This window comes from Ideonella livida (assembly GCF_010499455.1).
Classification (GTDB): Bacteria; Pseudomonadota; Gammaproteobacteria; order Burkholderiales; family Burkholderiaceae_C; genus Ideonella; species Ideonella livida.
In genome coordinates, this window is sequence record NZ_JAAGOH010000004.1 from 17,445 (window position 1) to 39,351 (window position 21,907).

Below are 21,907 nucleotides of genomic sequence, written 5' to 3' on the forward strand. Positions count from 1 at the left end.
CGGCTGCCTTTCTTGTTGCAACGCCGCGCCTGGTGCGCGGTGCGGCGGGCGCCCGTTTTCCCACCCCAAGACCTGCCCGCCTTGTCCGAGTCCACTTCCGCGCCCCTGCCGGCGCCTGCCCCACGCGCGACCCGGGGCTCCGGCGCCCGTGCGCCGCGTCCCGCCAATCCGGTTCCGCCCATCACCTTTCCTGAAGGCCTGCCCGTCTCGGCCCGGCGTGAAGAGATCGAGCAGGCGCTGCGGGAGCACCAGGTGGTCATCGTCTGCGGTGAGACCGGCTCGGGCAAGACCACCCAGCTGCCCAAGATCGCGCTGGCCCTGGGCCGCGGTTGGGGCGCGGGCGGCACGGGCCTGATTGGCCACACCCAGCCACGGCGTATTGCGGCCAGCTCGGTGGCCAAGCGCATTGCCGAGGAGCTGAAGTCGCCCCTGGGCGAGGTGGTGGGCTACAAGGTGCGCTTCCAAGACCGGCTGCAGCCCGGCGCCTCGGTCAAGCTGATGACCGACGGCATCTTGCTGGCCGAAACCCAGACCGACCCGCTGCTCAAGGCCTATGACACCCTCATCATCGACGAGGCCCATGAGCGCAGCCTGAACATCGACTTCCTGCTGGGCTACCTGCGTCAGATCCTGCCGCGCCGGCCGGATCTGAAGATCATCGTCACCTCGGCCACCATCGACGCCGACCGCTTTGCCAAGCACTTCGAGTCCCGCCGGGGGCCGGCCCCGGTGCTCATGGTCAGCGGCCGCACCTTCCCGGTGGAGCAGCGCTACAAGGCGTTCGAGGAGAGCAAGGACTACGACCTGTTGGATGCCATCGCCGAGGGCGTGGACGAGCTCTGGCGCAGCGGCCCGGGTGACATCTTGGTGTTCTTGCCCGGCGAGCGGGAGATCCGCGAGGCGGCCGACCACCTGCGCAAACACCTGGCGCACGACCCACGCCACCGCCACGCCGAGATCCTGCCGCTGTTCGCCCGCCTGTCGCAGGCCGAGCAGGACCGGGTGTTTGAGCCCGGCAACGGCCGGCGCATCGTGCTGGCCACCAACGTGGCCGAGACCTCACTCACCGTGCCGGGCATCCGCTATGTGATCGATTCGGGCCAGGCCCGGGTCAAGCGCTACAGCTACCGCAACAAGGTGGAGCAGCTGCAGGTGGAGGCCATCAGCCAGGCGGCGGCCAACCAGCGCGCGGGCCGCTGCGGGCGCGTGGCCAACGGTATCTGCATCCGGCTCTATGACGAGAAGGACTTTCTGGGCCGGCCGCGCTTCACCGACCCCGAGATCCTGCGCTCCTCGCTGGCCGGGGTGATCCTGCGCATGAAGGCCCTGGGCCTGGGCCTGGTGGAGGACTTCCCCTTCCTGGAGGCGCCGCCGAAGAAGGCGATCGCCGACGGCTATGCCCTGCTGGCCGAGCTGGGCGCGGTGGACGAGGCCAACGAGCTGACGCCCATTGGCAAGGAGCTGTCGCGCCTGCCGCTGGACCCGCGCGTGGGCCGCATGATCCTGGAGGCGCGCAACCGCGAGAGCCTGACCGAGGTGCTCATCATCGCCTCGGCCCTGACCGGGCAGGACGTGCGCGATCGCCCGCTGGACCAGCAGCAGGCTGCCGACGAGAAGCACAAGAAGTTCGACGACGAGCGCTCGGAGTTCATGGGCTATCTCAAGCTCTGGCACTGGATCGAGGAAGGCCGCGGGCAGCACGGCCATGCGCCCAAACCCGGTGTTGCGGCGGGCAGCGCGGCGCCGGTGGACAGCCACAAGCTCAGCAACCGCCAGCAGGAGCAGCGCCTGCGCGACAGCTTCGTCAGCCCGCGGCGGGTGCGCGAATGGCGCGACATCCACAGCCAGCTGCACACCGTGGTGGCCGAGCACGGCTGGCGCCTGAACACCAGCCCCGCCACCTACGAGCAGGTGCACCTGGCGCTGCTGGCCGGTCTGCTGGGCAACATCGGCTGCAAGAGCGACGACGAGGAGTGGTACCTGGGCGCGCGGGGCATCAAGTTCTGGCGCCACCCGGGGGCACACCTGTCCAAAAAGCCCGGCCGCTGGCTGGTGGCCGCCGAGCTGGTGGAGACCACGCGCCTGTACGGCCGGGGTCTGGCCGCCATCGAGCCGCAGTGGTTGCCAGGCATCGCGGGCCACCTCATCAAGACCCAGCTGCTGGAGCCGCACTGGGAGAAGAAGGCCGCCGAGGTGATCGCCTTCGAGCGTGCCACGCTCTACGGCATCGTCATCTACAACCAGCGCAAGGTGAACTTTGGCAAGGTCGATGCCAAGGCCGCGCGCGAGATCTTCATCCGCCAGGCGCTGGTGGCCGGCGATTGGGAGAGCAAGCTGCCCTTCCTGGCACACAACCGCCGCATGATCGCCCAGGTGGAGGAGCTGGAGCACAAGTCGCGCCGGCAGGATGTGCTGGTGGACGAGGAGCTGATTTACGCCTACTACGACCAGCACCTGCCCGCCGACGTGGTGAGTGGCGCCACGCTGGAGCGCTGGTATCGCCACGCCAGCCAGGCCCGCACAGCCGACGCGCCTAAGCTGCTGCACCTGAGCCGCGAGGAGCTGATGCGCCATGAGGCCGCCGGCGTGACCACCAACACCTTCCCGCGGACCCTGCGCCTGGGCGGGGTGGACTGCGCCACCAGCTACCTGCATCAGCCGGGTGACGCCAAGGACGGCGTCACCGTCACCGTGCCCATCTACGCCCTGAACCAGGTCAGCGAGGAGCGCTGCGACTGGCTGGTGCCCGGCATGCTGGAGGCCAAGGTGCTGGCCCTGGTGAAAAGCTTGCACCAGAAGCCCCGCGCCCGCCTGGTGCCCCTGCCGGAGTACGTGGCCGAGTTTTGCGAGCTGGCGCCCTTTGCCCAGGGCAACCTGGTGGACGTGCTGCTGAAGTCGGTGCGCGAGCGCACCCAGGTGGCCGTGCAGCGCAACGACTTCAAGCTCGAGCAGCTCAGCCCCCACCTGTTCATGAACTTCAAGGTGGTGGACGAGCATGGCCGCCAGCTGGGCATGGGCCGGCAGCTGGCCACGCTCAAGGCCGAGCTGGGGGCGCAGGCGCGCAGCGCCTTCCAGGCCCTGGCCGCGCTGAAGGTGCAGGCCGCGCCGGCGCCGGCGCCCACCGCGCCGCAGGTCATCACCACCCCCAGTGGCGGGCGGGCGGTGGTGGCCGGTCTCAAGGCCCCGTCGGCGCCGGCCCCCAAGGTCGCAGCCGACACGCCGGCGGCCAGCTATACCGCCTGGACCTTTGGTGAGTTGCCGGAGCTGATGGAGATCCGCAAGGCTGGGCAGACCTTGATTGGATTTCCGGCCCTGATCGACAAAGGCGACCGGGTGGAGATCGAGGTTTTTGACGAGCCCGAGGTGGCCGCCAGCCGGCACCGCGCGGGCCTGCGCCGCCTGGTGGCGCTGCAGATCAAGGAGCCCTTGAAGTACCTGGAGAAGAACATCCCGGGCCTGACCCAGATGGGCGTGCTCTTCATGCCCCTGGGCACGGCCGAGGAGCTGAAGGTGCAGATCATCGACGTGGCGCTGGAGCGTGCCTTTCTTCAAGAGCCCTTGCCGCAGGACGCGGCCAGCTTCACCCGCCGGGTGGAGGAGGGCCGTGGCCGCCTGAACCTGATCGCCCAGGAGGTGGCCAAGCTGGCCGGTGTGGTGCTGGTGGAGTACGCCGCGGCCAGCCGCAAGCTCAAGGACGCCCGGCCACCCAAGGAGGTGGCCGAGGACATCACCGCCCAGCTGCAGCGCCTGTGCCCCAAGCGCTTCGTGGTGCAGATCCCGTGGGTCCAGTTGCAGCACTACGCCCGCTACCTCAAGGCCATCGTGATGCGCCTGGACAAGCTGCGCGCCGATCCCGAACGTGACGCCCAGCGCCTGGCGGAGTTGCGCCCGCTGGAGCAGCGCCTGCTGCGCCGCCAGGCCGACCTGAAGGGTCAGGCCGATGCCCGCTTGGAGGACTTCCGCTGGCAGTTGGAGGAGCTGCGGGTGAGCCTGTTCGCGCAGGAGCTGCGCACGCCGCAGCCGGTGTCGGTCAAGCGCCTGGAGAAGACCTGGGCGCAGATCAGCAGCTGAGGCCCGGGGCTGGCGGGGCCGCCAGCGCCCCCGCGGCGCCCACATCGGGCAGCCCGGTGAGGGGCTGGGGATGGCCGAACAGGTAGCCCTGGAAGTGGTCGCAGCCAGCTTCCTGCAGCAGCGCCAGTTGGGCCGGTTGCTCCACCCCTTCGGCCAGGGCCTTCAGGCCCAGGCTGTGGGCCAACCCGATGACCGTGCGGGCAATGACCGCATCGGCACTGGCGCCGGGCAGTTCGCGCACAAAGCGTTGGTCCAGCTTGAGCTTGTGCAGCGGCAGCGCCTGCAGGTAGGCCAGCGAGGAGTAGCCGGTCCCGAAGTCGTCCAGCGACAGCAGCACGCCCAGGTCCCGCAGCTCCCGCATGCGGGCACTGGCCAATTCCACATCGTCCACCAGGGTGGACTCGGTGAGCTCCAACTCCAGCCGGCCCGGGGCCACCTCATGCTGAAGCAGGCAGGCCTGTACCCAGGCGCCCAGGCCGGTATCGTGAAACTGGCGCGCGCTCAGGTTGACCGCCAGGGTCCAGTGCCGGCGTGCGGGCATCCGGCGCCATTGCGCCAGGGTGGCGCAGGCCTGCTCGATGACCCAGCGGCCCATGGCCGGCAGGCAACCGCTCTGCTCGGCCACCGGGATGAAGTCCGCCGGCATCACCAGGCCCCGCTGCGGATGGCGCCAACGCAGCAGCCCTTCGCAGCCGGTGATGCGTCCCGCCCGGTCCACCTGCGGTTGGTAGACCAGTTCCAGCTCGCCCAGCGCCAGGGCCTCGTGCAGATCGGCCTCCAGCCGGGCGCGCGCCTCGGCCTCGGCCTGCATGGCCGGGCTGAAGAAGCGCAATTGGCCGGGGCCGGCCCGCTTGGCCCGGTACATGGCCAGGTCGGCCTGCTTGAGCACGTCCTCCACCGTCAGCGAAGGCTCGTTCAGCAAGGTGATGCCGATGCTGGGGGTGACGGTCACCCGCTGCTCGCGCAGCCACACCGGCTGACCCACCGCGCGCATGAGCTTCTGGGCGATGTGCTCGGCGGCCAGGGGCAGTCGCGCCGGCTCCTGGGCGGGCAGCTCCGTGAGCACTACAAACTCGTCCCCGCCCAGTCGCGCCACCGTGTCGTTGGTCCGCAGGCAGCTCTTGATCTGCAGGGCCACGTGCAGCAGCAGGGCATCGCCCTGGTCGTGGCCCAGCACGTCGTTGACACGTTTGAAGTCGTCCAGGTCGATGAAGAACACCACCGCCTGCACGCCGTGCCGGCGTTGCCGGGCCAGGGCCCGGCGCAGGCGGTCTTGCAGCAGGCGGCGGTTGGGCAGCCCGGTCAGCGGATCGTAGAAGGCCAGTTGATGGATGCGATCGGCATCGGCCTTGCGCTGGCGCAGGTCCTGCACCGTGCCCAGCACGTCGGCGCCCAGGCCGTCACCTGGCGGTCCGGCCGACAGCAGCAGCCACACCGGGATGGCGGGGCCGCTGGCGGGTTGCAGCCAGACTTCGCCGGACCACTGGCCCTCACCGGCGCGCAGCGCCTGCACCTCCAGGCCGAGGTGGGGCAGTTGCTCGCCGTGCAGGCCCAAGGCCTGCCAGGGCGCGCCCAGCAAGACGCTGGCCGGTCGCCCGGCCATGGCCTCCAGGCCAGGGTTCACGTAGGCCAGGCGCCCTTGGGCGTCGGCGATGAAGATGCCTTCGTGCGTTTGGCCGATGGCCTGTGAGAGCCGGCGCAAGGCACGCAGGCGCTGGCCGCGTTCCAGCAGGGTGCTCAGCTCGGCGGCCAGACGTTGTGCGGCCTCGACCTCGGTGGGGCGGAACGGCGCGTCCTCGCGCAGCAGCGCCAGCTGCAGCGGGGGATGGCCCTGCTCCTGTCCGTGGAGGTGAAGCAGCAGCAGGCAGGCGTCGTGCCGCGACGTTCCCGCGGCACGCGGGGCGGGTCGGGGCGGGCGCCGCAGGTCCTGCCGCACCGTCAGCGGTCCGCCGGATGGCGCTGAGGCCGCCAGGCTGCCCAGCCAGGCCTCCAGGTCCACCCAGCTCAAGCTGGCGGGCAGCCGGCTGCCGCGAGAGGGCCACCCCGGCACCTCCGGTAGGGGGCGGATCTGCCACACCGGCGCTTCACACAGGGCGGCCAGCGCGGCGCCCGCCTGTTCGAGCAGCGGGCCCGGGCCGGCGGCTTCGACCTGGCGAAGCGCCAGCAGCGCGGCATTCACCCGTGCCTGCCACGTTTGAAGCAGCTCTGCGCTGCGGTCAATGAAGAGCAGCATGCGCCGCGGCGCCACCTCAAACGCCGAGCCCAGCGGCAGGCTCATCAAGGTATGGGGCAGGCCGGCCCCGGTGGGGCCCAGGCGCACAGGCAGTCCGGTGGGCGGGCCACCTGGCTCGCTGGACCATTCGCCGTGCGCGGCCTGCCACAAGGCAGCGGGCGTGTCGGCATGCACGCGCTGCAGCAACTGGACCAGCGGGACGGGCCCCTCAGTCTGAGTCCAACCCAGCCACCGCTGCGCCGCCGCGTTGAGTTGGCACACCCGGTCCTGCGTGTCCACCACCAGGGCCGGGGCGGGCAGCGCGTCAAACAGTTGCTGCTGCTGTGCGCTGGTCTCGGCCAGCTGCTGCTGGGTGACTCGGAGCTCCTCGTTCTGGGCTTCCAGTTCGGCTTGGTAGAGCTGCAGCCGTTCTAGCAGGGCCCGGGTCACGGCGGGATCGACGGGCCTCGCCTGCAGGTGCGCCGCCAGGGCCTCGATCATGGCCCGGCGCGGCATGGGGGTGTTTTCAGCGCGGGTCATGGGGCTTGGCGGGCGACGGCTGCTGGTACCAGCTTGTGATGTTGGTGTGGCTGACCACGGCGCCAAACCCATGGCCCTGCAGGGGCGCGACGTTCATGACAAACCAGCGCCGCTCGGTGTCGGTATGGCAGGGGTAGCGCAGGCTGAAGCTGTCTCGGGTGCCGCCCAGCACCTCGCGCAGGCCGAAGGCGGCGTGGCGGGCGTCGCCCCCTTCTTCGGCGGCGTTGCAGATCTGCAGGTAGTTGATGCCCGGACCGCTGTGACGCAAGCCCGGGTCGCCGTTGGCAGCGGCAAAGCGGCGCCAGGCCTGGTTGACCAGCCGGATAGTGCCGGCCTCGTCCAGCACGGCAATATGCTCGGGCAGGGCGTCCAAGATGCTCTGCAGCCGACGGGCGTCTTGCAGGGCGGTGACGTCGGTGAAGCTCAGCACCGCGCCGGCCAGGGCCCGGGAGGGGATGCGGTAGCTCTGGATGCGGGCCAGGTAGCCGCGTTGGCCGTCTCGGTGGCTGATTGGCCGCTCCACCGGCTGCTGGTGCTCCAGCGTGTGCTGCAGGTCCTCCACCAGGGTCGGATAGAGCAGGTCGTGGCTGAAATCGTCCAGTCGCCGACCCAGATCGCCGGCCTGCAGCCGGAACAGCCGGGCGGCCTCGGGACTGAAGCGGGTCAAGCGCAGGTGGTCGTCCACAAACAGCGTGGCCACGCCTACTGCACGCTCCATGCTCTCCAGGTCGGCATGGGCGCGGTGCAGCTGGGCCAGCTTGCTCTCGTACTCGGCATTGACCGTGTGCAGCTCCTCGTTGAGGGCCTGCAGTTCCTCGTTGCTGCTTTGCAGCTCCTCGTTGGCGGAGATCAGCTCCTCGTTGGTGGCCTGGATTTCCTCGTGCGAAGTCTCCATCTCCTCCAGCACGGCCTGCAGGTCGGCCCGGGCATGGTCCAGCTCCTGTTGCAGGTCGGCCAGGCGCTCTGCGGCCAGCAGGTCGGGGCTGACGGTGGCGGGTGCTTCCTGCAGGGCGCACTGGGCGTCAAAACTCAGCGTGACCAGGTCGGTGGACACCGGCAAGGCCTGCAGGCGCAGCAGTGGGGCGTGGGCGTCGGCCTTGCCGCTGGCAGGAGAGGCGGGGGCCGCGGCGTTAGGGGGCCAGGCCAGCACGGTGCTGGCGGGCAGCCGGTGCTGGCGCACCTGATGCACCAGCGCCAGGGCCGGACCTGCCAAGCCTGTAGGCAGCAGGCGCAGCAGCTGCAGGGTGGCCTGGCCTTCGCGCGGAACCATCCACGGCGAGAGGTCGCCAAAGAAGTGCAGCACTTGGCCCTGGCCGTCCACCAGCACCGCCGGAGGCAGGTGCTGGGCGCACAGCGCCGCCTGCGCCAGCTGCACCGGGTCGGCGTCCAGGCCGTCGCTGGGGGCCTCGCCTGGCCCACGGCCGCGCCGGGTGCCCGCTGACAGGCCCAGACCGCCCTTGTGCAGCATGGCGGGCAGGGCCGCGCCGGCCAGGCGTCGGTACAGCTTGGCCCGGCCATCCACGGTCCGGAAGGCCGACTCCAGCGGGCCCAGGGACTCGCTGGGGCCCAGCAGCAGGTGGCCGCCGGGGCTCAGCGCAAAGTGCAGCCTGGCCAGCGCCCGCTCCTGCGCCGCGGCGTTGAAATAGATGAGGGTGTTGCGGCAGACCACCAGGTCCATGCGGGTGAAGGGGGGGTCGCCCAGCAGGTTGTGCTGGGCGAACACCACCTGCGCCCGCAGCTCGGGCCGCACCTGCCACAGGCCCTTGCCGTGGGGCTGGAAATGCCGCGCCCGGCGGGCAAGATCGAGCTCGGCCAGTGCGGCATCACCGTACAGGCCCAGGCTGGCGGCCTCGACATGGTGGGGCGAGACGTCGGTGGCGAAGATCTTGAGCTGGCAGCCGCGCTGCTGGCGCTCGAACTCCTCGGTGATCAGCATGGCCACGGAGTAGGCCTCCTCACCGGTGGCCACACCGGCCAGCCACACCCGCAGGGTCTGGTGGCGCCGGCGGGCGGCCACCAGTGGCGCGATGACCTGCACGCGCCATTGCTCCCAAACCTCGGGATCGCGGAAGAAGTGCGTCACGCCAATGAGCAGGTCGCGGTGGAGCTGGCGCAGCTCCTCCGGGTCGTCCTGCAGGCGCTGCAGGTAGTCGTCCAGCACCGGCAACTGCAGCAGCATCTGGCGGCGCTGCAGGCGGCGCTGCAGGGTGGCGGGCTTGTAGTCGCCGAAATCCAGTCCGCAGTGTTCGAGCAGCAGTGCGACCACCCCAGCCAGGCCGGTGGGCAGGCAGACCGCCGGCCCTGCGGCCAGCACAGCCTCTGCATCCTGGCGCCAGGGGGCCAAAAAACGCAAGGCGGCGGCCGGCAGCTCTGCGGCCGGCAGCACGGCGTCCACCACGCCGGTGTCCATGGCTGCCCGCGGCATGCCATCGAAGCGCGCGTCCTGGGGCGCCTGGGCCAGCACCAGGCCGCAGGCTTCGTTGAGGGCGACCACGCCCCGGCTGCCGTCGGAGCCCGTGCCTGACAGCACCACGGCCACGCAGCGTGGCCCCAAGGCAGCGGCTGCGCTGTGAAGGAACAGGTCGATGGGCAGCGAGAACGCGCCGGCGGGCCGGTCCTGCAGGCGCAGGCAACCGTTTTGCAGTTCCATGAGCTTGCCCGGTGGAATCAGGGCCACCCGATCGGGCTGCAGGACCTGCCCGTCCTCCGCCAGGGCCACGGGCAGGGTGGTATGCCGCGCCAGCAGGCTGTCCATCATGGAGCGGTGGTCGGGCAGCAGGTGCTGGATGACCACCCAGGCCACGCCGGTGCGGGTTGGGCAGGCGCTGAAGAACTGCACCAGTGCATCCAGTCCGCCTGCGGAGGCGCCCAACACCACCAGCGGAACGGTGTCGGAAGGGGGCGTTGGCAAGGCAACTGGTGCGGCCGGTGCCTGGGATAACGCGTCGCGGGTGCCTTGGGCAGGCGTCGACGCCAACGCCATGGCGGTGTCATCGCCGGGTGGCAGGGGGTGGGTCATGGGCTCCCTGTGGCCGGCTAGGGGGGGCTGCGCCGGTGTGACGCGGGTAGTGCCGACTCTTGGAGCCGACTCTAGCCGTACGCACGCCAGATCATTCCACCTTTTGTCCTGATTCGGGACAGGATCCACCCGGGGGGCACAGGGCCGAGGGGACAGGTCGCCTGCCTGTCCCACGGTCTGGTGACGCTCAGCCCCCTTCCGGGGAGGCGCCCGTTGCGGACGTGGCCGGTGCGGCGCCCACCGGCAGGTAGTTGCGCAGCAGCTGCGCCAGCTCGGTGCCCCCCACGGGCTTGACCAGCCAGGCGGTGGCGCCGGCTTGGCGGGCCTGCTCGCGTTGGGCGCGCTGGCCTTGGGTGGTCAGCGCGATGATGGGCGTGAAGCGCAGAATCTGTCGGGCCTGGGGGATGAGCTTGAGACCGTCCAACCGGGGCATGACGATGTCGGTCAGCATCAGGTCCGGGCGCAGTCCCTGCTGCAGCAGTTCCAGGGCGGCCTGGCCGTCCGGGGCGGTGACCACGCGGTAGCCGGAGAGCTCCAGCGACATCTGCAGGCTGCGCCGCATGGTGGAGGAATCGTCCACGACAAGGATCAGGGCCATGGGGTGCTCCGGCGTCAGAACAGCTCGATGCGGGGGCCGTGTTGGGTGGCCAGGGTGAGGTTGCGGTCCTGCTGCCCGTCGGGCAGCTCATCAGGAACGCGGCGGACCTCTTCCTTGGGAATCTGGTGGCCCAGCGCCTGGGCATGGGCCACCCGCTGGGAGTGCATCACGTAGTTCTGCGTCCACAGGCTCAGCAGTTCCTCCAGCAGCACCGGCGGCGGCGGGGCCTCGCCATCGATGAGCTGGTAGAGCTGCGAGAAGTGGTCCGACAGGCTGCTGAGCGCGGTGTTGATCTGTTCGAGCAGCTGGCGGTTGATGTCCTGGAACTGCATGTCCCCCAGGGTGTCGATGATGTCGGTGGTCACCACCTGCATGCCGGCCTCCATGTTGGTGGACAGCTCGCTGAGGTAGGGCACCACGTCGCCCAGGGTCTCGCTCATGGTCTGGATGTGGCGGGCGATCTCGCCCAGTTGTTGTGCCGCGCCCTCGGCCTGCAGGTGGTCGGCGCTGTTGACCTCTTCGTCGATGGTCTGCGCAGCGGCGGTGATGCCCTCGGTGATCTGACGGGCGGCCTCGGCCGTTTGGGTGGACAGGCGGCGCACCTCGGCGGCCACCACCTTGAAGCCGGCCCCTTCATGGCCGGCCCGTGCCGCCTCGATGCTGGCGTTGATGGCCAGCAGGTTGGTCTGGCGGGAGATGTCGGCAATCAGGGCGGCCAGCGGGGTGAGCTGGCGCACCTGCTCAGCCACCGCGCGCACCCGGTCTTGGTTGCGCTGGCGGGCCTCTTCAAACTGGCGCTGGTGTTCGGCCAGGCTGGCCACCGCCTGCCCGTGTTCGCCGGCGCGGGTCAGGGAGTCGGCCGACAGGCTGTGCGAGCGCTCCACTGCATGCATCACCCGGCCGCGCAGGTCCACGGCGTTGGCATGCACCCGGTTCATGCGCTCCATCATCGACATGACGGCGGTCTCGGAGGTCTGGATGGTGGCGCTGACCTGCTGCTTGAGCACCCCGAAGGCCTGGCGCAGGGTGCTGATGTCCTGGATGACGACCTCCGTGGCCCGCAGGTTGCGCCCCAGCTTGACCTTGCGGGGCCGCAACTGCATGGCGCTGCCACCGAGCAGGCCGGCCAGCAGCGCCACGGCATGGCCCGGATCCACCATCTCCGGCCAGAACCAGGAGGCCGCCACCAGGCCCGCCACGCCTGTCACCGCCAGGGCCATATGCCAGGCCCGTGCCGGGCTCTGACGCTCCGACCCTTGCGGGCCGCTTTGCTGCTCGTCGTTGTTCATCCCCAGCCCCTTCAGGCGCCCGGCAGGACCTGCTTGATCACCTTGACCAGTTCCGCACCACCCACCGGCTTGACCAGCCAGCCGGTGGCGCCGTTCTTCTTGGCCTCGTCGCGCTTGACCTGCTGGCTCTCGGTGGTGAGCGCCAGGATCGGCGTGAAGCGCAGCATCTTGCGGGCCTCGCGGATGAGCGTGATGCCGTCCATGCGTGGCATGTTGATGTCGGTGATGATGAGGTCAGGCTTGAGCCCGCCCTTGAGCTTGGTGAGCGCCACATCCCCGTCGTTGGCGGTCTCCACCTTGAAGCCGCTGATCTCCAGGGTGCCCTTCAGGCTCATCAGCATGGTGGCCGAGTCGTCCACCAGAAACACGCTCTTCATGCTAGTCCTTCATGTCCAAGGGAGAACCGGCTGTGCAGCCCTCCGTGCCGCGTGTGCCCGCATCCATGCCTCACTCCTTCGCGTTTACGGCCGTGGCGCGGGGGACTTGAGCGGGGACTTACACCAAGTCCCAGTCGCCGTGTCCAAGGTCTCAGGGGGGCGGTGCAGCCGTCGGCGGGGCCAGGGGCCGCTGGTAGACCACACCCTGAGGGAAGCGCCGTGTCACGAAGGGCGGTCCGTGGCGCGGCAAGATCTCGGCATGGCCCAGGCAGAGAAAGCCCCCCGGGGTCAGGGCGTCAAACAAGGTGGACAGCACCCTGAGCTGCGTGCTGTCGTCGAAGTAAATCAGCAGGTTGCGGCAGAAGATGAGGTCCAGCGCCTGGGGCAGGTCCTGGGGGTCACACAGGTTGTGGCGGCTGAACTGGACCGAGGCCACCAGCTCGCGGTCGATGCGCCAGCTGCCTTCATCCAGGGGGGCGAAATGCCGGTCCAGCACCGGGCGGGGCAGCCGGGCCACCGAGCGGGCGCTGAATTCGCCGCGCTCGGCCGCCTCCAGCACCCGGGTGTCGATGTCCGAGGCCAGGATCTCCACGTCATGCTCGGCCAGGCCGGGCCAGTGCTCCAGCAGCCAGATGGCAATGGAGTAGGGCTCCTCGCCGGTGGAGGAGGGCATGGACCACACCCGCAGCGGGCCGGGGGGGGCGTCCACCTGCCGATCCCGGAGCCGCTCGTCGAGCAGGTGGCGGCTCATGCATTCGAACTGGTGCGGCTCCCGGTAGAAGTAGGTCTCGTTGACCGTCATCGTGTTGATGACGTCCTGCCAGGCCGCACCCTCCGGGTCGGCATGCAGGGTGGCGAACCAGGCGTCAAAGTCCAGTTCGGGCCGGTCGCCCATGCGCGCGTGCAGGCGCTTCTCCACGTAGTAGCGCTTGCTCAGGCCAAAGCTCAGGCCGGTGCGGTGCTGCAGGTACTCGACAAAGCGCAGGTACTCGGCCTCGTTGAAGGACGTCTGTGCCGCGTCGAATGCCGTGGGGCTAGGGGCTTCGCTGGCGGGTGGGGCCGTGTCGCCTGGGGCTGGCGTCGACACCGGGTCGGTTGCCACCGTCTCGGGCCCCGGGGTCTCGCGGGCCTGCGGCGGCTCTTGCGCGGACGAGGCAACCGGTTCTGGCGGTACGGCGGGGTTCATCGGGGCTCCTTGCTGCCCCTGATTGGAAGACAGCACCGGCCCGCCTAAACGCCGAACAGGACCGTCTTCACCCCCCAGGCTGGCCCCCGGGCTTGCCAATGATCAGGTCAGCAGTTGCAGCAGCCGGTCCATGCCGCCGGACTCGATGGACACCATGGCCTGCTCACGCACCGCGGGCTTGGCATGGAAGGCCACCGACAGGCCGGCCACCTGCATCATGGGCAGGTCGTTGGCCCCGTCGCCCACCGCGATGGCCTGGGCGGGCTCCACGCCCATCAGCTCACAGACCTCCAGCACCACGCGGCGCTTCTCGGCGCCGTCGACGATGTCGCCCCACGGCCGGTCCACCAGCCGGCCGGTCAGCCGGCCATCCTCGATCTCCAGCACATTGGCGCGGGCGAAATCCAGGCCCAAGCGCTGGCGCACGCGGTCGCTGAAGAAGGTGAAGCCGCCCGAGACCAGCAGGGTCTTGAGGCCTGCGGCCTGGCAGGCCTGGACAAAGGCCTCAACGCCGGGGTTGAGCTGCAGGTGCCGGGCATAGACCTCCTCCATGGCGGTCACGGGCACGCCGGCCAGCAGGGCCACGCGGCGGCGCAGGCTGTCCTTGAAGTCGGTGATCTCGCCGCGCATGGCGGCCTCGGTGATGGCGGCCACCTCGGCCTTGCGCCCGGCGGCCTCGGCGATCTCGTCCACGCACTCGATGTTGATGAGCGTGGAGTCCATGTCAAAGGCGACCAGCCGGAAGTCGGCCAGGCGCAGCGGTGGGGTGAGGCCACGGACGTAGAGACCAGGGGCAAGGGCTTGAGAGTTCATGCGCAGGACGAGGGCGAAACCGGGGCGCGATTGTCGCGCAGGTCACGCCGGCCGGCGGTGTGGGCCGCGGGCCGCGCAGAAATTCACGACAAACGATTTAAATGCTGAAAATGATTAAAACGCCGGCGTGAGCGGGCGATATCACCCACCAGAATCATCAAAACGCTTAGGAGCTGCACATGAAGCGACGGGTTCTGACCATCGACGACCAGGCCGACATCCGTCGCCTGATCCGCATGACGCTGGAGTTCGAGGGCTTTGAGGTCCTGGAGGCGTCCCACGGCGAGGAGGGCCTGGCCATGGCCCGCCGTGAGAAGCCCGACCTCATCCTGCTCGACGTGATGATGCCGGGCATCAACGGGCTCGCGGTGAGCCAGGCCCTGCAGGCCGATGAACGCCTGAGCCGCATCCCGGTGGTCATGCTGACCGCCCTGGACCGTGACAGCGACATGGAGGCCGGCCTGGCGGCTGGCGCCAAGGTCTACCTGGCCAAGCCATTCGGCCCCATCGAGCTGATCGAGACGGTGGGGCAGCTGATCGACGAGTCGCGCGGGGTGGCGTCATGAACGCCCTGACGGGCGCAGGGCTGCCGGGCCGCGATGGGGGTTACGGCGACGCCGCCACCCAGGCCATGGGCCGGCTGCTGGTGGACTTCCAGCGCATGCAAAAAGAGCGGGACCAGGCCCTGGTGGCGCTGCAGGAGGCCTACCAGGAGAAGCTGCAGCTGGCCATGGCCACTGAGGTGGCCAGCGAGGACCGGGTGGCGCATCTGGTCCGGGTGGGCTGCGTGGCCGAACGGCTGGCCCTGCTGGCGGGGGTCGCCGCGGAGCCCGCCCGCTGCCTGCGCAATGCGGCGCTGTTTTTTGGCATTGGCGTGCAGGATGTGCCACTGCCCGATGAGGGGATGGCCGGTTCCCAGGCCTTGGAGGCCGCTGCGGTGCCCACCGGGCCGCGTTCCCTGGGCCTGGCCGCGCGCCACCCGCTGGAGCTGGGCACCGAGGTGGCCTATGCCTGGCGCGAGCGCTGGGACGGCGCCGGCCTGCCCGAAGGCTTGGGGGGTGGGGCCATCCCGCTGTCGGCCCGCCTGGCGGCCGTGGCCAACGTGCTGGACGGCTGGACCCAGCCCAGCCGCGGCGGGCCCATGCCCGGACGCCTGCTCTGGCGCGACATCGACCGGCTGGCCGGTCGTCAACTCGACCCCTCGCTGGTGGCGCTGACCCTGGCGCAGGGGTCGGCCCTGCTGGACTGGATGGCACAGCTCAGCCACCAGCGCCCGTCGCTGGCCGAACTGGCCCGGAATTTCTGATCTTCAGGGGCGATTGCCCGGGTTTGCCACGACTCAAAGTCGGGGCTGGCGGGTCGATATCCGACGGATGACTGGCCGGGGTGAACCGGTCAGGGATGCGGAGCCGGCAGGGGCCGGCACGCAGGCCAGAGGAAAGCGGACCAGGCCAGGGCTGGTGCCGAAGGGGGGCGAGCCCGCGGGGGGCCGGCCCGAACGAGATGCGGCGACCCTGGCCGCCGGCTTAGCAACGTTTCTGGGCCTGTCGGAGGGCCCGTACACCTGACCCAGGAGATTTTCATGGCGCTTGTGAAGAAAACCGCTGCGGCCTCCGCCGCCCCCGTGCCGGCCGCAGTGGTCAACGGCGCGGCCCGCATGAACCAGTCTGCGGCACGCGACGCCGAGCAGCAGCGCAAGCGCGCCCGCACCCTGGCCAAGCAGCAGCAGGCTGCCGAGCGCATTGCCGCGGCCTCGGCCCAGATGTCCTCGGGCATCACCGAGGCGGCATCGGCCGCCGAGGAGCTCAAGCGCGCCGCTGACCAGATCGCCACCGGGGCCGAAGAGGCCTCGGGCGCGGCGCAGGAGTCGCTGGCCGCCTTCAAGCAGGTGGAGGGCGCCATCGTGCGCCAGCTGCAAAACGCTGAGGCCAGCCGCGCACGTGCCGAGACCGCCCAGAACCTGGTGGCCAAGACCAGCACCGAGGTGGCCAACCTGATCACCAACGTGGGCGTGTCGGCGCAGCGCCAGAGCGCCTCGGTGGAGATGGTGGCCGAGCTGGAACGTCAGGCCGCCAACATCGGCGACATCGTCAAGGCGGTGGCCCGCATTGCCGACCAGACCAACCTGCTGGCCCTGAACGCTGCCATCGAGGCCGCCCGCGCCGGGCAGCACGGCAAGGGCTTTGCCGTGGTGGCCGATGAGGTGCGCACCCTGGCCGAGACGAGCGAGAAGAGCGCCAAGCAGATCCAGGACCTGGTGGGCCAGATCCAGGGCGAGGTCAAGGTCATCGCCAACGGCATCAGCAGCTCCGCCAAGGCGGTGGAGGTGGAGGTGGAGAACGGCAAGGTCATCACCCAGCAGCTCGACCAGATTCGGCTGGACGTGGTGGAGATCGTCAAGGGGGTCTCCGAGATCGCCACCGGCGCCAGCCAGTCGGCCACCGCCTCGGCCCAGGCGCTCAAGGGCAGCGAGAGCATTGCCGCCGCTGCCGAGGAGCAGTCGGCCGCCGCCGAGGAGGCGGCCTCGACCGTCTCCGAGCAGTCGCAGGCCCTGGCCGCCAGCGAGCAGACCGCCCAGGCCCTGGCCGAGCTGGCCGAGGACCTCAAGAACTCGACCGATGTGGCCAAGAGCGCCGAGGAGGTGGCCTCTTCGGCCGAGGAGCTCTCCAGCGCGGTGCAGGAGATCAGCCGTTCGGGCGCGCAGATCATGGCCGCCATCGAGCAGATCCGAAAGGGCGCCGAAGTCCAGTCGGCGGCCACCGAGGAGTCCTCCGCCGCCATCACCCAGATCGAGAAGGGCGCACAGCTGGCCATGGAGCGCGGTCGCACGAGCGCGGAGAAGGTGGGGGCGATCCGCCAGCTGCTGGGCACCAACAAGACGGCGGTGGACAGCCTGATCCGCAACATCGTGCTCTCGGCCGACGCCAGCAAGGTCAGCATCAAGCAGATCAAGGAGCTGGCCCTGGTGAGCCGGCGCATCGACAAGATCGTCGACGCCATCACCACAGTCTCCATCCAGACCAATATGCTCGCCGTCAACGGCAGCATCGAAGCAGCGCGGGCGGGCGAGTTCGGCAAGGGCTTTGTGGTGGTCGCCACCGACATCCGCAACCTGGCACAGGACTCGGCCGAGAACGCCGACCGCATCAAGGACCTGGTCAAGGCGGTGCAGGACCAGATTGGCGTGGTGGGCCGCGACTTGGACGAGATCCTGGCCACCTCCCTGGTGGAGGTGGAGAAGGCCAAGGCCACCACCGCCAGCCTGCAGACCATTGAGGTCGATGTGCAGGAGGTGGAGCGTGCCTCCAACGAGATCCTGGGCGCCGCCGGCGAGATCGGGGCCGCCGTGGCCCAGGTCAAGAAGGGGGTGGAGCAGATCTCTGCGGCCGCGCAGGAGGCCGCCAAGGCGGCCGAGGAGGCCGCTGCCGCCGCCAAGCAGCAGTCTCAGGGTGCTGACGAATTGGCCGCCGCCATCGAGGAGATCTCCTCCCTGGCCGACGAGCTGCAGAGCGCCTGAAGCCAGGGGAGTGCGTCATGCGACGAGACAACCCTGACGACCTGGCGCCTGTGGAGCCGGCCAGCGCCGGCGCCTCCACCGGGCAGTCCAGTGCCAGTGACACCCGGCAGTTCGTGACCTTCATGGCCGGCGACGAGGTGTTCGCGGTCGAGATGGCCCCTGTGCAGGAAATCATCCGCGTGCCCGAGGTGGTGCGCGTGCCCCTCTCGCCCCCCACCCTGGAGGGCCTGTCCAACCTGCGCGGCAAGGTACTGCCCATCGTCTCGCTGCGGCGGGTGCTGGGCTTGGGCGACCGGGCCCATGACGACACCTCCCGCGCGGTGGTGATCGACATCGGCCAGCCCATGGGCTTTGTGGTGGACCGGGTGGCCAGCGTGGTGGGTGTGGACGTGGGCCAGATCGAGGGCACCGCTGGCATTGGCTCCACGGTCAACACCGACCTGCTGTCGGGCCTGATCAAGAACGTCGGCGGCCACGCCATGGTGATGGTGCTCAACTTCGAGGCCCTGCTGGCCCGCGAGTTCGCACAGATCGCCCAAATGGCCAACCACCGCGCCGCGGGCATGTCGGGCGGGGTCTCCGGCGGCGGCGGGGCCGAGGAGGTCACCGACGACGAGCTCCACCTGGTCAGCTTTGACGTGGCCGAGCAGGAATACGCCATCGACATCGCCGATGTGCAGGAGATCGTGCAGATCCCCGAGCAGATCGTGCAGGTGCCGCATGCCCAGTCGCATGTGCTGGGCCTGATGACCCTGCGCAACCGCCTGCTGCCGTTGGTGGCTTTGCGGCGCATGTTCGGCCTGCCCGAACGTGACACCGGTGAGCAGGGCCGCATCGTGGTGGTGGCCATCGGTGGCGCCTCGGTGGGCATCGTGGTCGACAGCGTCAAGGAGGTGCTGCGGGTGGCCCGGCAGGACGCCGAGACCATGCCGGCCCTGCTGGCGCGCCAAGGTGACCTGGCCGACATCACCGACATCTGCCGGCTCGATGGCGGCAAGCGCCTGGTCTCCATCCTCTCCACCGGCAACCTGTTCCGCCATTCCGCCATCCAGGAGGCTTTGGACACCGTGAGCGACCAGGACCCCAACGCCGCCGTGGCGGCCAGCAGCAGCCGCACCCAGGGCAGCGGTGACGACGAGCAGGTGGTCGTCTTCCGGCTCGGATCCGAGGAGTTCGGCGTGCCCATCGACAGCGTGCAGGAAATCGTGCGCGTGCCCGATGTGCTGACGCATGTGCCCAAGGCCCCGTCCTCGGTGGAGGGGGTGATCAACCTGCGGGGCTCGGTGCTGCCGGTGGTGGACCTGCGCCGGCGGCTGGGGCTGCCCACCGTGGCCCGCAACGACGGGCAGCGCATCGTGGTCTTCCTCATCCAGGGCGTGCGCACCGGCTTCATCGTCGACGCGGTGGCCGAGGTGCTCAAGGTGCCCCGCCAAGCCATCGAGCCCGCGCCCCAGCTGTCCAGCGAGCAGGCCACCCTGCTGGCACGCATGGCCAACCTGGAGAAGCAAAAGCGCATGCTGCAGCTGATCGACCCGGCCTACCTGCTGGGCGATGGCGAGCTCAACGGCATGGCGGCCATGGCCGCCTGATCCCGGCCCTTGGCGGTGAGAGGGAGACGCGGCCCATGATCAAGCTGCTCATCGTGGACGACTCGGCGCTGATGCGGCGCCAGCTCAGCCTGCTGTTCCAGTCGGTGGGCGGGTTCGAGATCCGCCAAGCCCGCAACGGGCAGGAAGCCGTGGCCGAGAACCGCGACTTCCAGCCCGATGTGGTGACGCTGGACATCAACATGCCCGAGATGGACGGGCTGACCGCGCTCTCGCACATCATGGCCGAGCGGCCGGTGGCGGTGATCATGGTCAGCTCGCTGACCGAGAAGGGTGCCCTGGCCACCTTTGAGGCCCTCAACCTGGGGGCGGTGGACTATGTGGCCAAGCCCGGCGGCACCATCTCGCTGTCGCTGGACCAGGTCAAGGACGAGCTGGTGGGCAAGGTGCGGGCAGCGTCCCGCATGCGCATGGGTCGCGTAGGCCCGTCGGGTGGGGCCCGCGCCACCACGGTCTCTGCGCCCCGGGTGCCGGCGGCCCCCGCGCCACGCGGGACGGGCAGCGCGGCGGGACTGGCCCAGCGCTTGCGTGCCGAGCGCGAGGCCGCTGCCAGCGCCCGGGCGGTCGCCGGTCGGCCCGGGTTGCTGCTGATCGGTGTGTCCACCGGCGGCCCGCGGGCGCTGGAGACCCTGCTGCCGGAGCTGCCCGCCACCTTTCCCTGGCCGGTGTTGGTGGCCCAGCACATGCCGGCCACCTTTACCGGCCCCTTTGCCGCCCGGCTGGATGGCCTGTGTCCGCTGACCGTGGTGGAGGCCCACAAGCCCATGGCGGTGGAGCCGGGACACATCTACATCGGCAAGGGCGGCGCCGACATGGTGCTGAGCCGCCGTGTGGGCGCGCTCACCGTGCTGCCCCGTCCGGAGAACCCGCAGCACCTCTGGCACCCGTCGGTGGAGCTGCTGGCCCGCAGCGCCCTGGAGGTCTGCACCCCCGGCGAGCTGCACGCGGTCATGCTGACGGGCATGGGCAACGACGGGGCCGACGGCTTTACCGAGATCAAGCGCCGGGGCGGCAAGACCATCGCTGAATCCGAGGAGTCGGCCGTGGTCTGGGGCATGCCCGGGGAGCTGGTGGAACGTGGTGGCGCCTCCCTGGTGCTGCCCCTGGACAAAGTGGCGGCCCAGGTCAAGGCCTGGGCCGGCCGCTGAGGCTGGCCCGTGGGGCCGGCGGCATCAACCTGACAACCCAAGCTGGAACGACATGGCGCTCATCAAAGGACAACCCCAGGCCGGCGCCGCGCGCGAGGCCGACACCCGCCAACATGGGCGCGACCCGGCGGACCTGGCCCAGCGCCTGGCCGACCCGCAGGCTGAGGTGCGCCGCTGGGCCGCCCGCGACCTGGCCGACTGCCCGGGCAGCGCCCAGGCCCTGGTGGACCGGCTGGCCGAGGAGCCCGACGAATCGGTGCGTGAGGTCATCCTCACCAGCCTGATCGAGTTGGGCGACCCGGTGGCGGTGCACGGCCTGGTGGCCTGCATGCGCAGCGACGACGCCGCGCTGCGCAACGAAGCCATCGAGGCCATGAAACAGCTGCCCGATGCGGTCTCGCCCATCATGCGCGGCCTGCTGCTGGACGAGGACAGCGACATGCGCATCTTTGCGGTCAACATCCTGGAGTCGCTGCGGCACCCCAGTGTGGAGACCTGGCTGCTGGAGGTGATCGAGCACGACGACCACGTCAACGTCTGCGCCACCGCGGTGGACCTGCTGGGCGAGGTGGGTTCCGAGCGGGCGCTGGACGCGCTGCAGGCTCTGCGAACCCGTTTCGTGGGCGAACCCTACATCCAGTTTGCGGCCGACCTGGCCATCAAGCGCATCCAGGAAGGCTGAACGCCACCATGGTTGAACCCACCATCACCGACGAAGACTTCCAGAAGTTCCGGGAGTTCTTCTACCGCAAGACGGGGATCCAGTTCGACCCGTCCAAACGCTACTTCGTGGACAAGCGGCTGCTCGAGCGCATGGCCGCCACCGGCAACACGCTGTTCCGCACCTACTTCACCATGCTGCGCTTTCAGGCGTCGGGGCAGGAGCTGCAGATCCTGACCAACCTGATGACGGTCAACGAGACCTACTTCTTCCGCGAGGACTACCAGTTCAAGTGCCTGGTGAACTCGATCATGCCGGAGGTGGTGGCGCGCAAGAAGCCGGGCACCCCGATCCGCATCTGGATCCTGCCCTCGTCCTCGGGCGAGGAGCCGTACTCCATTGCCATGACGCTGCTGGAGCAGTGGGCCGGCATCCATGAGCACGATGTGGAGCTGATCGCCTCGGACATCGACACCGACATCCTCAACCAGGCCCGCGCGGGGCTGTTTTCCGACCGCTCGGTGGCCCAGGTGCCCAAGCCCTACATGAGCCGCTACTTCCGGCGCACCGGCCAGGGCTGGCAGATCTGCGACGACCTGCGCAGCGCGGTGGAGTTCACCCGCGTCAACCTCTCGGACCGGGCCGACACCCGGCCCTACCGGGGTTTTGACGTGGTGTTCTGCCGCAACCTGCTCATCTACTTTGACGATGTCTCGCGCAAGGCCGCGGCGGAGACCTTCTATGACGCGCTCAAGCCCGGCGGCTTCATCCTGCTGGGCCACTCGGAGTCGATGAGCCGCATCTCATCGCTCTACAAGGTGCGCAAGTTCCCCGAAGCCATCGTCTACCAGAAGCCCACCGAGTAAGCC

The 21,907-nt window shown here is 69.7% G+C and carries 15 protein-coding genes; 8 read left to right on the forward strand and 7 right to left on the reverse strand.

All coding sequences use genetic code 11. From position 1 onward, the window contains the following. Nucleotides 1-105: 105 nt before the first annotated feature. Nucleotides 106-4,071 carry an ATP-dependent RNA helicase HrpA gene (gene hrpA / locus G3A44_RS04605; protein WP_163456517.1) on the forward strand — a complete coding sequence of 1,322 codons (3,966 nt, stop codon included), beginning with the start codon at nt 106-108 and terminating at the stop codon, nt 4,069-4,071. On the opposite strand, the gene G3A44_RS04610 is transcribed toward hrpA, so the two are convergent. The 7 genes from G3A44_RS04610 to serB all read right to left on the reverse strand — a co-directional run bounded on the left by G3A44_RS04610 (nt 4,061) and on the right by serB (nt 14,105). Next, complete coding sequence (locus G3A44_RS04610; protein ID WP_163456341.1) at nt 4,061-6,823, reverse strand: sensor domain-containing protein; 2,763 nt, start codon at nt 6,821-6,823, stop codon at nt 4,061-4,063. The two genes, hrpA and G3A44_RS04610, sit on opposite strands and share 11 nt — an antisense overlap. Then, nucleotides 6,810-9,842: a chemotaxis protein CheB gene (locus G3A44_RS04615; protein ID WP_163456342.1), complete on the reverse strand. Its 3,033-nt coding sequence runs from the start codon at nt 9,840-9,842 to the stop codon at nt 6,810-6,812. The genes G3A44_RS04610 and G3A44_RS04615 overlap by 14 nt, the downstream gene beginning before the upstream one ends. 187 nt (nt 9,843-10,029) lie before the next feature. Next, a complete protein-coding gene (locus tag G3A44_RS04620) occupies nt 10,030-10,440 on the reverse strand; it encodes a response regulator (RefSeq protein WP_163456343.1) in 411 nt (136 codons plus the stop codon). A 14-nt stretch (nt 10,441-10,454) separates the two neighbouring features. Further along, entirely contained in the window at nt 10,455-11,729 is a 1,275-nt protein-coding gene (locus tag G3A44_RS04625; protein ID WP_163456344.1) for a methyl-accepting chemotaxis protein, read from the reverse strand. A gap of 11 nt (nt 11,730-11,740) precedes the next feature. After that, nucleotides 11,741-12,106, reverse strand: coding sequence for a response regulator (locus G3A44_RS04630; RefSeq protein ID WP_163456345.1), 366 nt, complete (start codon nt 12,104-12,106; stop codon nt 11,741-11,743). A gap of 151 nt (nt 12,107-12,257) precedes the next feature. After that, on the reverse strand, nt 12,258-13,292 hold the full coding sequence (locus G3A44_RS04635) for a CheR family methyltransferase (protein ID WP_163456346.1): 1,035 nt from the start codon (nt 13,290-13,292) through the stop codon (nt 12,258-12,260). 102 nt (nt 13,293-13,394) lie between these two features. Next, complete coding sequence (serB, locus tag G3A44_RS04640) at nt 13,395-14,105, reverse strand: phosphoserine phosphatase SerB (RefSeq protein WP_163456347.1); 711 nt, start codon at nt 14,103-14,105, stop codon at nt 13,395-13,397. 179 nt (nt 14,106-14,284) lie between these two features. Between serB and G3A44_RS04645 the strand changes: the two genes are divergently transcribed. The 7 genes from G3A44_RS04645 to G3A44_RS04675 all read left to right on the forward strand — a co-directional run bounded on the left by G3A44_RS04645 (nt 14,285) and on the right by G3A44_RS04675 (nt 21,904). Further along, entirely contained in the window at nt 14,285-14,671 is a 387-nt protein-coding gene (locus G3A44_RS04645) for a response regulator transcription factor (protein WP_163456348.1), read from the forward strand. Next, entirely contained in the window at nt 14,668-15,411 is a 744-nt protein-coding gene (locus tag G3A44_RS04650; protein WP_163456349.1) for an HD domain-containing phosphohydrolase, read from the forward strand. Before G3A44_RS04645 ends, G3A44_RS04650 begins: the two co-directional genes overlap by 4 nt. 276 nt (nt 15,412-15,687) lie before the next feature. Continuing rightward, nucleotides 15,688-17,622, forward strand: coding sequence for a methyl-accepting chemotaxis protein (locus tag G3A44_RS04655; protein ID WP_163456350.1), 1,935 nt, complete (start codon nt 15,688-15,690; stop codon nt 17,620-17,622). A 17-nt stretch (nt 17,623-17,639) separates the two neighbouring features. Beyond that, nucleotides 17,640-19,211, forward strand: coding sequence for a chemotaxis protein CheW (locus G3A44_RS04660; RefSeq protein ID WP_163456351.1), 1,572 nt, complete (start codon nt 17,640-17,642; stop codon nt 19,209-19,211). 35 nt (nt 19,212-19,246) lie between these two features. After that, entirely contained in the window at nt 19,247-20,377 is a 1,131-nt protein-coding gene (gene cheB / locus G3A44_RS04665; protein WP_163456352.1) for a chemotaxis-specific protein-glutamate methyltransferase CheB, read from the forward strand. 52 nt (nt 20,378-20,429) lie between these two features. Next, nucleotides 20,430-21,059 (forward strand): HEAT repeat domain-containing protein, encoded by a 630-nt coding sequence (locus G3A44_RS04670; protein ID WP_163456353.1) that lies wholly within the window; start codon nt 20,430-20,432, stop codon nt 21,057-21,059. Between the two features lie 8 nt (nt 21,060-21,067). After that, the gene (locus G3A44_RS04675; RefSeq protein ID WP_163456354.1) at nt 21,068-21,904 is read left to right on the forward strand and encodes a CheR family methyltransferase; all 837 of its coding nucleotides are present in this window, start codon (nt 21,068-21,070) and stop codon (nt 21,902-21,904) included. The last annotated feature ends 3 nt before the right edge of the window (nt 21,905-21,907 follow it).

What these genes read in the sequence shown, in the direction of transcription:
- G3A44_RS04675 (WP_163456354.1), top strand. Translation starts at nt 21,068, where the DNA reads ATGGTTGAACCCACCATCACCGACGAAGACTTCCAGAAGTTCCGGGAG.
- G3A44_RS04615 (WP_163456342.1), bottom strand. Translation starts at nt 9,842, where the DNA reads ATGACCCACCCCCTGCCACCCGGCGATGACACCGCCATGGCGTTGGCG.
- G3A44_RS04655 (WP_163456350.1), top strand. Translation starts at nt 15,688, where the DNA reads ATGGCGCTTGTGAAGAAAACCGCTGCGGCCTCCGCCGCCCCCGTGCCG.
- serB (WP_163456347.1), bottom strand. Translation starts at nt 14,105, where the DNA reads ATGAACTCTCAAGCCCTTGCCCCTGGTCTCTACGTCCGTGGCCTCACC.
- G3A44_RS04625 (WP_163456344.1), bottom strand. Translation starts at nt 11,729, where the DNA reads ATGAACAACGACGAGCAGCAAAGCGGCCCGCAAGGGTCGGAGCGTCAG.
- G3A44_RS04635 (WP_163456346.1), bottom strand. Translation starts at nt 13,292, where the DNA reads ATGAACCCCGCCGTACCGCCAGAACCGGTTGCCTCGTCCGCGCAAGAG.
- G3A44_RS04650 (WP_163456349.1), top strand. Translation starts at nt 14,668, where the DNA reads ATGAACGCCCTGACGGGCGCAGGGCTGCCGGGCCGCGATGGGGGTTAC.
- G3A44_RS04645 (WP_163456348.1), top strand. Translation starts at nt 14,285, where the DNA reads ATGAAGCGACGGGTTCTGACCATCGACGACCAGGCCGACATCCGTCGC.
- cheB (WP_163456352.1), top strand. Translation starts at nt 19,247, where the DNA reads ATGATCAAGCTGCTCATCGTGGACGACTCGGCGCTGATGCGGCGCCAG.
- G3A44_RS04630 (WP_163456345.1), bottom strand. Translation starts at nt 12,106, where the DNA reads ATGAAGAGCGTGTTTCTGGTGGACGACTCGGCCACCATGCTGATGAGC.
- G3A44_RS04670 (WP_163456353.1), top strand. Translation starts at nt 20,430, where the DNA reads ATGGCGCTCATCAAAGGACAACCCCAGGCCGGCGCCGCGCGCGAGGCC.
- G3A44_RS04610 (WP_163456341.1), bottom strand. Translation starts at nt 6,823, where the DNA reads ATGACCCGCGCTGAAAACACCCCCATGCCGCGCCGGGCCATGATCGAG.
- G3A44_RS04620 (WP_163456343.1), bottom strand. Translation starts at nt 10,440, where the DNA reads ATGGCCCTGATCCTTGTCGTGGACGATTCCTCCACCATGCGGCGCAGC.
- G3A44_RS04660 (WP_163456351.1), top strand. Translation starts at nt 17,640, where the DNA reads ATGCGACGAGACAACCCTGACGACCTGGCGCCTGTGGAGCCGGCCAGC.